Below are 12,087 nucleotides of genomic sequence, written 5' to 3'. Positions count from 1 at the left end.
GCGTCCAGAATCTGCACATCGCTCAGCGATGCACGCCGCGAATATGCCGGTGCGCGTGTTCGCCCTCGCCATGTTCGTGACTGTGGCCTTGAGGATGGGCGGCGACGGGCTCTTCGTGCAGCGATTGCAGCACGCCGCACTCAGCCACGGACGCGGCCGTCGTGCAGCGTTGCCCGATCGCCTCGATCTGGCCCTTCAGATCGGTCAGCTCGGCGATACGCGCTTCAACGTGGCGCAGGTGCTCGTCCAGCAGGTTGTTGATCTCTTCGCACGAGGCCTGCGGGTTGGCCTGCAGTTCGAGCAGACGGCGGATTTCGGTGTGCGCCATGTCGAGCGACCGGCACTTCGCAATGAAGGCCAACTGCTCGACATGCTCCGGGGTGTAGACGCGATAGTTGTTGGCGGCGCGTGCAGCCGGGGGCAGCAGGCCCTGCGCTTCATAGAAGCGGATGGTCTCGATGCTGATGCCCGTGCGCTGGGCGAGTTCGCCAATTTTCATACGCGTTGAAAAAACAATCAGAAGACAGTCGGCTCGGCGGTGATGGCTTCGACGCCGGCGACTTTCAAGCAGGCGTCCAGGCAGGCGCGGCAGGCCGTTGCACAGCCGCTGCAATGGCCTTGGCCGTGATGATCGCATTCTTCCGCGCATTGGGAACAGATCTCGGCGCAGTCTTCCAGAAGCAATTCTGCGAATTCGCTGTTGCGCTCCAGGAATTTGCGCGTGAGGGCGCAGTACTCGGCGCAATCCGTGCACGCGCTGATGCAGCGCGCCATGGCTTCAGCGTGGCCATTCTTGCCGGATTCCGTCGCGCAATGAGTGCAAGCGGCCTCGCATGCCTGCAGCGCCTGGATCACACTGGCAAAACGCTTGGCATTCTCTTTCGCGGTCGGACGAGTGGTCATGTCGGTTCTCCTGTGGCAGTGGATGTGCACGCTGGCGCGCTTGGGAAGGGATGAGCCCGGGCGCGGCCCGGGCGTCGTCTCTCCAATTTAGCAACTCGCGCTCCACTGCGTGAGCCCGACTTGCGCGTTACACCGCTTGTGCCTCGCTCTTGCCGCTGCGCAGCATGCCGTTGCCGGCACGTGCGATGAGTCGATTGACGCCGCCCACCACGGCGCGAATCGACGCCGTTGTCAGGTTGGCATCGACGCCCACGCCGAAGACGCTGCCCGCCACGCCCTGCGCGGCCATTTCTGCAAACGCGATGGCATCGGCATTGGCGCCCTGGCCCAGCGCGCGCTCTTCGTAGTGATGGATCGACACGGGGGCCGTCAGCACGTGCGACAGCGCGTGCACCAGCGCATCCAGCGGCCCGTTGCCGGCGCCTTCGCAGATGTGCTCGCGGTCAGCAATGTTCACCACCAGGCGGATGTGCTGACTGCCGTCGTCCCGCTCGGTCAGGCGGTGCGATACGTAGCCGATCACGCCATCGCCGCGCAGATACGTCTGCTGGAAGAGCGCCCAGATGTCGGCGCCCGTGGCTTCGCGGCCGCTCTCATCGGTCAGCTGCTGAACGGTGCTGCTGAACTCCACCTGCAGGCGGCGCGGCATGGCCACGCCATAGCCGGATTCCAGCAGATAGGCGATGCCGCCCTTGCCCGACTGGCTGTTCACGCGAATGATCGAGTCATACGTGCGGCCCACGTCGGCGGGGTCGATCGGCAGGTAAGGCATTTCCCACAGCGCATCGGGCTTCTGCACCGCAAAGCCTTTCTTGATCGCATCCTGGTGCGAGCCCGAGAATGCCGTGAACACCAGATCGCCGACGTACGGATGGCGCGGATGCACCGGCAGTTGCGTGCAGTCTTCGCAGGTCCGTGCCACGTCATTGATGTGCGAGAAATCCAGTTCCGGATCCACGCCCTGTGAGTACAGGTTCAACGCAAGCGTGACGAGGTCCACGTTGCCGGTGCGCTCGCCATTGCCGAACAGGCAACCTTCCACGCGATCGGCGCCGGCCATCACGGCCAGCTCAGCGGCTGCCACGGCCGTGCCGCGGTCGTTGTGCGGATGCACGGAGAGGATGATCGAATCACGGCGCGCGAGGTTGCGATGCATCCATTCGATCTGGTCGGCGTAGATGTTTGGCGTGGCCATTTCCACCGTGGCCGGCAGATTGAAGATGATCTTGTGCTCGGGCGTCGGCTCCCAGACTTCGGTCACCGCGTTGCAAACCTCCAGCGCGAAATCCAGTTCCGTGCCGCTGAAGACTTCCGGGCTGTATTGGTACGTCCACTGCGTCTCGGGCATCGTTTCCGCAATCTCGCGGATCAGCTTGGCGCTTTGCACGGCAATGCGCTTGACGCCGTCGCGGTCGGTGTTGAACACCGTGCGGCGGAACACCGGCGCCGTTGCGTTGTAGACGTGGATGATGGCGCGTTTGGCGCCGCGCAGCGATTCCATCGTGCGGCGAATCAGGTCTTCGCGCGCCTGCGTGAGGACTTCGATGGCCACGCCGTCGGGGATGTGTCCGCCTTCGATCAGCTCGCGCACAAAATCAAAATCGGTTTGGGAGGCGGCGGGGAAAGCGGCTTCGATTTCCTTGAAGCCGATCTGCACGAGCATCTTGAACATGCGCATCTTGCGCTCGGCGTTCATGGGCTCGAACAGGGCCTGGTTGCCGTCACGCAGATCCGTGCTCATCCAGATCGGGGCACGGGTGATGGTCTTGTTGGGCCAGGTGCGATCGGCGAGGGCGATGGCGGGGAAGGGGCGGTACTTGGTGGCGGGGTTCTTCAACATGGTGTGTGCGTCCTGTGAGATCGAGATCGGTTTCGTACAACGGGGACGGCCGCGCGGGCGGCGTCCAGGGTGGCCGGAATCGGGTTCGGGATGTGGCGGCCAGACAGCCACGGGCGCGTGGTCTGGCAACCGGTCGGTAGTCGTAGCGAAAGCGGGATCGAGGCGTGCATGAGAGGCTCCAACGATTCGGCGCACAAACTGCGCCACACTCAAGGCCCGTCGCCGCTTACGGCACGGACCGGTCAAACACCGGAACGAGGGGAAAGAGAGGTCTACGCGCTTACACGCGTAGTAGGGAAGCGGATAGCAGACCGCGCACGCACGAGAGGGTGCGGGCAGGAGCGGTACGGAGGGTGGTCTGCTGAGAATGCATTTGGCGATAGTGATGGGGAAGGCCGGGGGCTGTCAAGTTGCTTGGGCGAATTTTGGGGAGGTTGTTGGCGGGAGAGGAGACACCCCATCCTGGCCCGGCAAAAAAGGCCGCCCGCCAGCCAGAAACCATGTGACGTGGGCGCCAGCAGAACCCATCCGAACCTGCTTTAATACACCCCGTCCATGCCGCCCGCCCGCTATATCAGCGGGTTTATAGCGGCAAGACCCCTCACGCCCCACAAGGAGAATCCCCCAATGGTCACGTTGAACATCAACGGCAAACCGGTGGAAGTTGATGCTGATCCATCGACGCCGCTGCTCTGGGCGTTGCGCGACAACCTCGGTCTGACAGGCACGAAGTTCGGTTGCGGTGTCGCCTCGTGCGGCGCCTGCACGGTGCACCTGAACGGCCAGCCCACGCGCAGCTGCGTGCTGCCGATCTCTGCGGTGGCCGGCCAGCAGATCACCACGTCTGAACACATCGCCGACGACAAGGTCGGCAAGGCCGTGCTCGATGCCTGGGTCAAGCACGACGTGGCGCAATGCGGCTACTGCCAAAGCGGCCAGATGATGAGCGCGGTGGGTTTGCTGCGCACCAAGAAGAAGCCGACCGACGCCGACATCGACAGCGCGATGGCTGGCAACCTGTGCCGCTGCGCGACGTACCAACGCATTCGCGCGGCCATTCACGACGCAGCGAAATCGCTCGCCTGAGCCCACCGGAGAATTCACGATGCGTATTCGAAATCTTGAAGCGCTGGCCGGTGGCGGCGCGCAACATCAACCCGCCTCTGCGGAGGCCGGGTCGGCAACGCTTGATCGCCGCAGCTTTCTAAAGCTCACGACGCTGGCCGGCGGCGGCCTGGCCCTGGGCGTGGCACCGGTGCTGGCTGGCGCGCAGGACGCAAAGGCCAAGCCGCCATCGCCGCCGCAGGCGTTCATCATCATCGCGCCGGACAACACCGTCACCGTGGCGGTGAACCGGCTGGAGTTCGGTCAGGGCGTGCACACGGCATTGCCGATGGCGCTGGCTGAAGAACTCGATGTCGATTGGCGCAATGTGCGCGGCATGTTGGCGCCCGCGGGCGACCCATACAAGGACCCGGGCTTCGGTATCCAGATGACGGGCGGCTCGACGGCGCTCAATCACTCGTTCCAGCAATACCGCGAACTGGGCGGCCGCGCGCGTGCCATGTTGATCTCGGCGGCGGCCGAGCGCTGGAAGGTCGATCCGTCGACATGCCGCACCGCCAATGGTGTGGTCACGGCGGGCAGCCACCGCGCCACGTACGGCGAGCTTGCTCAGGCCGCGATGGCGCTGCCGGTGCCGGCGCAGGTCACGCTGAAAACCCCGTCGCAGTTCCGCATTGTCGGCAAGCCGACGCCGCGCCTCGATGCGCGCGCGAAGCTCGACAGCTCGCTCAAGTTTGGCCTCGACACGCGCCTGCCCAACATGAAGGTGGCCGTGCTGGCCCGCCCGCCGCGCTTTGGCGGCAAGGTGGCCAAGTACGACGTGGCTGCGGCCAAGGCGGTGAAGGGCGTGGTCGATGTGCTGCAGATCCCGACCGATCGTGGCGGCACGGGTGTGGCCGTGATTGCCGACGGGTACTGGCCGGCCAAGCAGGGCCGCGACGCGCTGCAGGTCACGTGGGAAGACACCGGCTCGACGGTGTCAACGCCGGCGCTGATGGCGGAGTACAAGAAGCTCGCCGGCCAGCCCGGCACTGTGGCCAAGGCCGCCGACATGAGCGCAATCCAATCTGCCGCGACGCGCATCCAGGCCGACTACGAGTTTCCTTACCTCGCGCATGCGCCAATGGAGCCTCTGAACTGCACGATCGATTTGCAGAAAGACGGTGGCAAGACTACGGGCGCGAAGGTGTGGGTCGGCTCGCAGTTCCAGACCATTGACCAGGGTGCCATCGCCAAGGTGCTCGGCGTATCGCCCGAGAAGATCGAGCTGAACACGATGATGGCGGGCGGCGGTTTTGGCCGGCGCGCGATCGTCACGTCGGACTACGTGGTTGAAGCGGCCAACGTGGCAAAGGCCTATGCGGCAGCTGGGCACAACGGCCCCGTCAAGGTGATCTGGAGCCGCGAAGACGACATCCGCGGCGGCTACTACCGCCCGATGCACCTGCACCGCGTCAACGTGGGCGTGGACAACAGCGGCAAGGTCGTCGGCTGGGACCACGTGATCGTCGGTCAGTCAATCCTCAAGGGCACGCCGTTCGAAGCCTTCATGGTCAAGAACGGTGTGGACGAGACCATGGTCGAGGGCGTGATCGAAAACGACTACGGCTTCCCGATGCAGTTGACGGTGCACCATCCGGACGTGAACGTGCCGGTGCTGTGGTGGCGTTCCGTGGGCCACACGCATACGGCCTACGTGATGGAGACGATGGTTGACGAGGTTGCGCACGCGGCCAAGCAAGACCCCGTCGCTTTCCGCCTCGCGCGCTTTACGGGCAAGGAACATGAACGCCATCGTTCGGCGCTGCAGCTCGCCGTCGACAAGTCCGGCTACGGCAAGCGCAAGCTACCCAAGGGTCAGGCCTGGGGCGTGGCGGTGCATGCGTCGTTCGAATCGGTGGTGGCGTACGTGGTTGAGGTGTCGGTCGACCAGGGCAAGCCGCGCGTGCATCGCGTCACGGCCGGCGTGCATGCCAACCGCGTGGTCAACCCGATGGGCGCGGAAGCGCAGATCCAGGGTGCGTGCGTGTTCGGTCTGGCGATGATTCAACCCGGCTTTGCCATCGACATCGAAAACGGCGCCACCAAGAACAGCAACTTCACCGATTTCCCACCCGTGCGCATGCCCGACGCGCCGCCGGTGAACGTGTTCTTCGTGCCGTCGGAAGACAACCCGACCGGTCTGGGCGAGCCCGGCACGCCGCCGATTGCACCGGCGGTAGCCAATGCGCTGTTCACCCTGACCGGCAAGCGTCAGCGCAAGCTGCCGTTTGACACGGTTTAGTTTCTAGTTGTCATCATCGCGTGATGTGATGGAAGCCGGCATGCAGTCCTGTGTGCCGGCTTTCTTGTTCTTGCAGCCTCGTATCCCCCCAGTTTTGCGGACCGATTCTTGCGTCCGCGATTGCGTCGTTCACCCACCGGAGGAGCATGTCATGGCATTGAATATCCTGTACACCGCCCACGCCAAGGCCACAGGCGGCCGCAACGGCCACACGCAAACCGAAGACGGCCAGGTCTCGCACGACCTGTCGGTGCCCAAGGCCATGGGCGGCCCCGGCAAGCCCAACACCACCACGCCCGAAGACCTATTTGCCGCCGGCTATGCCGCGTGCTTCGGTTCGGCGTGCGACTTTGTCGCCAAGAGCATGCTCAAGCTCAACCCGAGCAATATCGAAATCCATTGCGATGTGGGCATCGGCACGCGCGATGAAGGCGGTTTTGGCCTGAAGGTGGGGCTCACCGCGCGGATCGGCGGGCTCTCGCAAGCTGATGCCGAGAAGCTGGTGGCCCAGGCGCATCAGGTGTGCCCGTATTCGAACGCCACGCGCAACAACGTGGAAGTCACCCTCAAGACCGAGGTGGTCTGATGCCGCAGCGGCCTGTTGTTGGTGTGTTGCTGGCCGCAGGCCGTGGCAGCCGGTTTGATGCGGCGGGCGTGGCCAACAAGCTGCTTGCTCCGCTGCCCGATGGAACCCCCGTGGCGGTGCAGGCCGCGCGGCACCTGATGCAGGCCTTGGGCGATGTGGTGGCAGTGGTGCCCGCCGCCGCCACGCATGGCGCGCAGGTCGATCAACTGGCAACGCTGTTGGCCGAGGCCGGCTGCGAAGTCTTGCGCTGTCCCGATGCTGCACGCGGTATGGGCGCCAGCCTGGCTGCCGGCGTAGCCGAACGCCCGCAAGCCGGCGGGTGGATCATCGCCCTGGCCGACATGCCGTGGATTGCCCCCGAGACCATCACCCAAGTCGCCAACGCAGTGGATCCACACGGTTGCGTTGCGCCCTTTCATGCCGGGCAGCGGGGCCACCCGATCGGCTTCGGGGCCGACTTCTTCGCGGGCCTGACAGCGCTCGACGGCGACGAGGGCGCGCGGCGGCTGATCGATCCTGCCAAGCTCATCCGAATCGAGACCGATGACGCCGGCATCCTGCGCGACGTCGACACGCCGGCCGATCTGGCCCGCTGATCGAACGTTTGCCCGTGGGCATGGGGTGTTCGGGGCTGATGCAGGCGGTCCTGCGAAGATTGGCTAACAAAAGCCGCGTTTTCGGCCAATCCCACTTGTCCACAGCAGCGCGCACACCGCTTGCAAAACCCCCCGCAAGCAGTTGACGGAAAAGGGTTTGTTGCACGATGTAACAGGGCTGCCGAATGTGGATAACTTTGTGCGGGTGCACAGGTTTTACGTGCGCTGCATGTTTGCCCAAACCCGTCAAGCCCTTTTGTGGTTTGGGTCTCGGCAGGCGGCGCCGGTTATGCACAGAACATGTGGATAAGTCTGTGGGAAACACCATCCGAGCGGCGTGGCGACGGCTTTTGGTCGGCGCTGCTTGCGAATGCGGCACGGCCTCTCAGACGCGCCCGCCCTGCACATTGCAACGATTGATTACAACTTGAAACAGCAAGTCCGGCACCCGTTGGCCAAACTTCCGATACGCGATGGCTTGATCGCGACCGACGCATTCAAGGAGAAAAACATGGTTCGGGTACTGACGATTCTGCTGGCCGGTGCGACGTTGCTGACCGCAACCGGCTGTGCCGACATGACGGCACGTCAACGCAATACCGCCATTGGTGCGGGTGTGGGCGGGTTGGCCGGCGCTGCTTTGATTGGCGGCCCGGGTGCCACGCTGGGCGGTGCCGCACTGGGCGGCCTGGTGGGCAACGTATCGACGCGTTGATTTCGGTTCGACCTGCGCGTCGACTCAAAAAGAAACGGACCCGGGGTTAAACCTTCGGGTCCGTTTTTTTATACCTGTGCGCGGCTTCGGGTGCGCAGCAATTCTTCCAGTGCCGACACTTCCAGCGGCCGCCCAAACAGGAAGCCCTGCACTTCGTCGCACGCATGTGCGGTCAGGAAAGCCGTTTGCTCCGGGGTTTCCACACCTTCGGCCGTGACCGTCATGTTCAGCGCGCGGGCCATCGCGATGATGGTCTTGGTGAGCGCCACGCAGTCGGGCACCCCAGGCACGCCGCTGATGAACGAACGATCGATCTTGATGTTGTGGATCGGCAAGCTGCGCAGATACGACAGCGACGAGAATCCGATGCCGAAATCATCGAGCGAGATGCGCACGCCCCGCGCGGCCAGGCTCATGAGCAGGCGCTGTGTCGATTGCCGGTCGGCCAGCAGCACGCTTTCCGTCAGTTCCAGTTCCAGCCGGCCGGGCGCCATGCCCGAAGCCTTGAGCGCTTCATCGACGTCGCGCTCGATCACGCCCGCATCGCATTGCCGCGCGGACACATTCACCGCCATGCGCCCCGTGAAGCCGAACTTTCGTGCCCATGCCTCGCCCTGCGCGCAGGCTTGCATGAGTGCCCAGCGGCCGAGTTCGAGGATGTAGCCCGACTCTTCTGCCACGTCGATGAACTCGGAGGGCGACACTGCGCCCAGTTCGGGGTCGGGCCACCGCATCAGCGCTTCAACCGCCACCAGTTCGCCTGAGTCGAGTGCGTACTTCGGCTGATACACCAGCCGCACCTGACCGCGCGCCAGCGCACGCCGCATGCGCTCGTTGAGTGTGAAGCGGCGCAGCATCTGTGTTTCCAGCGCGCGCGAATACCGCGTGATGCGGTTGCGCCCGTTTTCCTTGGCGCGGTACATGGCGGCTTCGGCATGGCTGACCAGCGTGGCCGCATCGCCGCCGTCTTCCGGGTAGGCCGCCACACCGATGCTGGCCGACAGATGCACTTCACGTTCGCCACCGGTAAAGGGGCGGGCCAGCGCGTCGAGCACCTGTTGTGCAAGCGTGTCGGCAGCGTTCGGGTCATCGATGGCCACGCAGAACTGGTCGCCACCGAGGCGGGCCAGCAGCGCGCGCTGGCCCGCCTGGCCGCGGATGCGCTGCGCCGCCATGTTCAGCACCTGGTTGCCCATGTGGTGCCCCATCGCCTCGTTCACGGTCTTGAAGTGGTCCAGCCCGATATACAGCAGTGCGGATTCCCCGGTGGACGGCAGCGCCAGCCGCGCGTCGAGCCGCTCGATGAACGCCGCGCGATTGGGCAGGCCGGTGAGCGAATCCTTGGTCTCCAGCAGGCGCAGCTGCTCGTAGGCGGAACGCTCGGCCGTGATGTCGGTAAAGATGACCAGCACCGCGTGCGGGGATGCGCTGTCCGGCGAGAACATCGGCAGCACCGATTCACGCAGCCACACGATCTGCCCATTGCCGGCCGGCACGCCCACGACGACGTTGCTGATCGCTCGCCCCGTGCGAGCCGCCAGGGTGGAGGGCCATGCGGCGCGGGGCAGGATGGCGCCGTCTTCACCCAACATCATGTCGTTCAATGCCACACGCGGGCGGCCTTTCCATGACGCGCCCGACATGCGCAAGATGTCCGCCGCGCTGCGGTTGTACGAAAGCACGCGGCCGTCGGTGGACAGCGTCAGCACGCCTTCGCTCAGATGATTGACGACCAGCCGGTACTGATCACGCAGCTCGCGGGACTGGCGATATTCATTCTCCAGGCGCAGCAGCTTGACCAAGGCGGCGATGTAGCGGCCGCAGTCTGCGCGCAGCGTTGTGTCGTCGGGCGGGTTGGCAGTTGGGAAGAAGAGGCAGAGCAGATCATCGGCGACGGCCATGCCGCCATGTTGAGCCGGGATGCGGCACAGCCATGTCGGATGCGCGGTGTCTAACACGCGGACAAGTGCTTCGTGCAGAGCCGTGGGCGCATTGGCTTCGTGAACCAGTTCGATGGGCGCTAGCTCATTGAGCAGCGGCGCGATGCGGGCCAGTTCGATATCGAACTCACCCTGTGCCGCGGTGGGCAGGTGCGCCGCGTGGTCGTCGCGCAATGCCAGCTTCGCCCGGGCGCGCTGTGTGCCATAGAGCCTTGCCCGCCCGGAGACGACACGCACCACGACGCACAGCGCCGACGGCAAGGCAGCCTCCAGCGCCCGCAGCGCAGCATGCAGCCGCTCGCCGAGCGAGGCGGCGGACGGCAGCGTGGAAAGCAGATGATCAAGATGCTCGTGCGGCAGCGCTGCACCGATGGCTTCGGCGCTCAGCACGCGCTCGCCGGCCTTGCCCGGCAATTGCGCATCGAGCGGCAGCGGCAACCCGTGCACGACCACCTGCTGCGCTGGCAGCCCATCAAAGCGGGTTGGCGTCACCGTCAGCCTGACGCTGACCACCTCGTTGGAATCGCCGGCAGAAAGGGCGGAGACGAGCTGTGCTGCCGGAATGGCCCGAGCATCGGGCTGCGTCGCATCGGCGTCTTCTCCGGTACGGGCCTCCAGCCATGCGGGAATGTCCTGGAAGAAGCGCGAGAAGGGCTCGCCGAGCAGTTGGTCGGAGGACAGCGCCCGCACCATGCAAACACCGGCTGCATTGGCAAAGACGATGCGGCCTTCAAGCACCACATAGAGCGGAACCGGAAGGCTTTGCGCCGACAACGGGTAGGAAATTTCGTCTGGCATCCCACGCTCCAACTGAGGCATTGCCCGGCATCTCACTCAGCATGGACTTCGGCCGACACTGGCCGCGAGAACGCCGGCTACCGGAAGTCGGGGGCAATGCTATTCATGATGCGCAAAAGTCGTGCGCGGCGCAAAGTCTAGTTTGTGGTCGATACAACACATTCTGAATGCGTTTTGTCAGACGCGCAGTTGTTCGTTTGTCGCGCGGGTTTCAAAACGATTGGCTGCGGGTCTGGTGCGAGCGACGGTTCCATTTGGGCATGCGGGCCATGTCCACTCTCCTGCGCGGCGAAATGCTGATCGATCCAGTGATGCGTCAGTGTCAACCCGATTGCACACATCAACATGCATGTTCCCATTGTCAGGATGAAATAAGCGCTGATCCGTTCGACTGAACGTTCTGGAAAGAAAACGGTCGCGGCGACAAACAGGGTGCCTGCCAGTACGCCAAAGACCAAAAGCAGATAGTAAAAACGACGCGGCAAGGGCGAATTCATCGTTGTCTCATCCAACTGCAACCAAGAGGGTGGTGCTTTGAATCGTTTTACCGCCCCCTCAAATGGGCATGCCATGACGGGGCCATCGCGGTGCAATGGCATGCCTGGCCGGAGGCTTGCGCATCAATTGATATTGCGTTTGCTGTACTGCTGCGATGCTGCAGATTGCCGCTTGCGCCGAAAGCCGGAATTGCGGGACCCGGCAGCGCTTGCTATGGTGGTGGCACTGAAATGAAGCGCGATACCAGTTTGCTGCCTTGCATGATCGCGTACGCTAATCCGATGCGTCAATTCGACTTTCCGGTTGAAACTGAGCATCTGGTGTGCCACGAGTTGATTCCTGGCTTAGTGGAGCGGTTTGAAGGGCCACGATCAAAAACGTTGAAATTTGATTTCAGTTATGAATACAATTGATCTAATATCTGATCCACACCAGACTTCACACCGGAATTTATTGGGAGCGCATATGGCGACATACAAGGAATTGGTTGCACAAAAGGCCAAACTGGAAGAGCAGATCGAAACTGCGCGTGCCAAGGAACTGGAAGCGGTTATCCAGCAAGTGCGCCAGACGGTTGCCGAATATGGCCTGACGGCTGAAGACCTGGGCTTGGCTCAGCGTCGCGGTCGCCGTGCCGGTGCGAAGGCGCCGGTGCCGGCGAAGTATCGTGACCCGAAGACAGGCGCAACGTGGTCCGGCCGCGGCCGTGCTCCGGCCTGGATCGGCAAGAACCGCGATAAATTCCTGATCGCCTGATTCGTCAGGCCCTGCCTGACGCGCAAGTGCAGCAATGCAAATGGCCCACCTGCCCGGTGGGCCATTTGCGTTGCTGCGCGTGATGAGCGTTCCTGTATAAGGAAGG

General features: G+C 63.8%; 12 protein-coding genes. 7 read left to right on the top strand and 5 right to left on the bottom strand.

Annotated features, from left to right (window positions below):
- Window positions 1–22: 22 nt before the first annotated feature.
- From cadR to leuA, 3 genes are all read right to left on the bottom strand, one after another.
- Complete coding sequence (cadR, locus tag ACUXH0_RS00850) at window positions 23–499, bottom strand: Cd(II)/Pb(II)-responsive transcriptional regulator (RefSeq protein WP_004631385.1); 477 nt, start codon at window positions 497–499, stop codon at window positions 23–25.
- 17 nt (window positions 500–516) lie between these two features.
- A complete protein-coding gene (locus ACUXH0_RS00845; RefSeq protein ID WP_004631386.1) occupies window positions 517–903 on the bottom strand; it encodes a four-helix bundle copper-binding protein in 387 nt (128 codons plus the stop codon).
- A gap of 127 nt (window positions 904–1,030) precedes the next feature.
- Window positions 1,031–2,743 (bottom strand): 2-isopropylmalate synthase, encoded by a 1,713-nt coding sequence (gene leuA / locus ACUXH0_RS00840; protein WP_182593617.1) that lies wholly within the window; start codon window positions 2,741–2,743, stop codon window positions 1,031–1,033.
- A 627-nt stretch (window positions 2,744–3,370) separates the two neighbouring features.
- Here leuA and ACUXH0_RS00835 point away from each other — a divergent pair.
- The 5 genes from ACUXH0_RS00835 to ACUXH0_RS00815 all read left to right on the top strand — a co-directional run bounded on the left by ACUXH0_RS00835 (window position 3,371) and on the right by ACUXH0_RS00815 (window position 7,989).
- Window positions 3,371–3,829, top strand: coding sequence for a (2Fe-2S)-binding protein (locus ACUXH0_RS00835; protein ID WP_004631388.1), 459 nt, complete (start codon window positions 3,371–3,373; stop codon window positions 3,827–3,829).
- Between the two features lie 19 nt (window positions 3,830–3,848).
- Window positions 3,849–6,092: a xanthine dehydrogenase family protein molybdopterin-binding subunit gene (locus ACUXH0_RS00830; protein ID WP_182593618.1), complete on the top strand. Its 2,244-nt coding sequence runs from the start codon at window positions 3,849–3,851 to the stop codon at window positions 6,090–6,092.
- A gap of 151 nt (window positions 6,093–6,243) precedes the next feature.
- Complete coding sequence (locus ACUXH0_RS00825; RefSeq protein ID WP_004631390.1) at window positions 6,244–6,678, top strand: organic hydroperoxide resistance protein; 435 nt, start codon at window positions 6,244–6,246, stop codon at window positions 6,676–6,678.
- Complete coding sequence (locus tag ACUXH0_RS00820) at window positions 6,678–7,274, top strand: nucleotidyltransferase family protein (protein ID WP_024542113.1); 597 nt, start codon at window positions 6,678–6,680, stop codon at window positions 7,272–7,274. Before ACUXH0_RS00825 ends, ACUXH0_RS00820 begins: the two co-directional genes overlap by 1 nt.
- Before the next feature lie 511 nt (window positions 7,275–7,785).
- Window positions 7,786–7,989 (top strand): hypothetical protein, encoded by a 204-nt coding sequence (locus ACUXH0_RS00815; RefSeq protein ID WP_009277078.1) that lies wholly within the window; start codon window positions 7,786–7,788, stop codon window positions 7,987–7,989.
- Between the two features lie 68 nt (window positions 7,990–8,057).
- Here ACUXH0_RS00815 and ACUXH0_RS00810 read toward each other — a convergent pair whose 3' ends face one another.
- Together ACUXH0_RS00810 and ACUXH0_RS00805 are read right to left on the bottom strand one after the other, a co-directional pair.
- On the bottom strand, window positions 8,058–10,727 hold the full coding sequence (locus ACUXH0_RS00810; RefSeq protein WP_182593619.1) for a putative bifunctional diguanylate cyclase/phosphodiesterase: 2,670 nt from the start codon (window positions 10,725–10,727) through the stop codon (window positions 8,058–8,060).
- A 137-nt stretch (window positions 10,728–10,864) separates the two neighbouring features.
- The gene (locus ACUXH0_RS00805; RefSeq protein WP_024974276.1) at window positions 10,865–11,224 is read right to left on the bottom strand and encodes a hypothetical protein; all 360 of its coding nucleotides are present in this window, start codon (window positions 11,222–11,224) and stop codon (window positions 10,865–10,867) included.
- A gap of 90 nt (window positions 11,225–11,314) precedes the next feature.
- Here ACUXH0_RS00805 and ACUXH0_RS00800 point away from each other — a divergent pair, with 90 nt between their 5' ends.
- Window positions 11,315–11,638: a hypothetical protein gene (locus tag ACUXH0_RS00800; RefSeq protein ID WP_137911023.1), complete on the top strand. Its 324-nt coding sequence runs from the start codon at window positions 11,315–11,317 to the stop codon at window positions 11,636–11,638.
- Window positions 11,639–11,690: 52 nt separating this feature from the next.
- The gene (locus ACUXH0_RS00795) at window positions 11,691–11,981 is read left to right on the top strand and encodes an H-NS histone family protein (protein WP_004631395.1); all 291 of its coding nucleotides are present in this window, start codon (window positions 11,691–11,693) and stop codon (window positions 11,979–11,981) included.
- Window positions 11,982–12,087: the final 106 nt, after the last annotated feature.

The sequence above is a fragment of the Ralstonia sp. 110700041-2 genome, assembly GCF_056280165.1.
The sequence above is the reverse complement of the archived record's forward strand: the minus strand, read 5'-3'. Positions and strand labels throughout refer to the sequence as shown.

Coding starts and splice junctions, on each gene's coding strand:
- cadR (WP_004631385.1), bottom strand. CDS start 499: ATGAAAATTGGCGAACTCGCCCAGCGCACGGGCATCAGCATCGAGACC.
- ACUXH0_RS00845 (WP_004631386.1), bottom strand. CDS start 903: ATGACCACTCGTCCGACCGCGAAAGAGAATGCCAAGCGTTTTGCCAGT.
- leuA (WP_182593617.1), bottom strand. CDS start 2,743: ATGTTGAAGAACCCCGCCACCAAGTACCGCCCCTTCCCCGCCATCGCC.
- ACUXH0_RS00835 (WP_004631388.1), top strand. CDS start 3,371: ATGGTCACGTTGAACATCAACGGCAAACCGGTGGAAGTTGATGCTGAT.
- ACUXH0_RS00830 (WP_182593618.1), top strand. CDS start 3,849: ATGCGTATTCGAAATCTTGAAGCGCTGGCCGGTGGCGGCGCGCAACAT.
- ACUXH0_RS00825 (WP_004631390.1), top strand. CDS start 6,244: ATGGCATTGAATATCCTGTACACCGCCCACGCCAAGGCCACAGGCGGC.
- ACUXH0_RS00820 (WP_024542113.1), top strand. CDS start 6,678: ATGCCGCAGCGGCCTGTTGTTGGTGTGTTGCTGGCCGCAGGCCGTGGC.
- ACUXH0_RS00815 (WP_009277078.1), top strand. CDS start 7,786: ATGGTTCGGGTACTGACGATTCTGCTGGCCGGTGCGACGTTGCTGACC.
- ACUXH0_RS00810 (WP_182593619.1), bottom strand. CDS start 10,727: ATGCCAGACGAAATTTCCTACCCGTTGTCGGCGCAAAGCCTTCCGGTT.
- ACUXH0_RS00805 (WP_024974276.1), bottom strand. CDS start 11,224: ATGAATTCGCCCTTGCCGCGTCGTTTTTACTATCTGCTTTTGGTCTTT.
- ACUXH0_RS00795 (WP_004631395.1), top strand. CDS start 11,691: ATGGCGACATACAAGGAATTGGTTGCACAAAAGGCCAAACTGGAAGAG.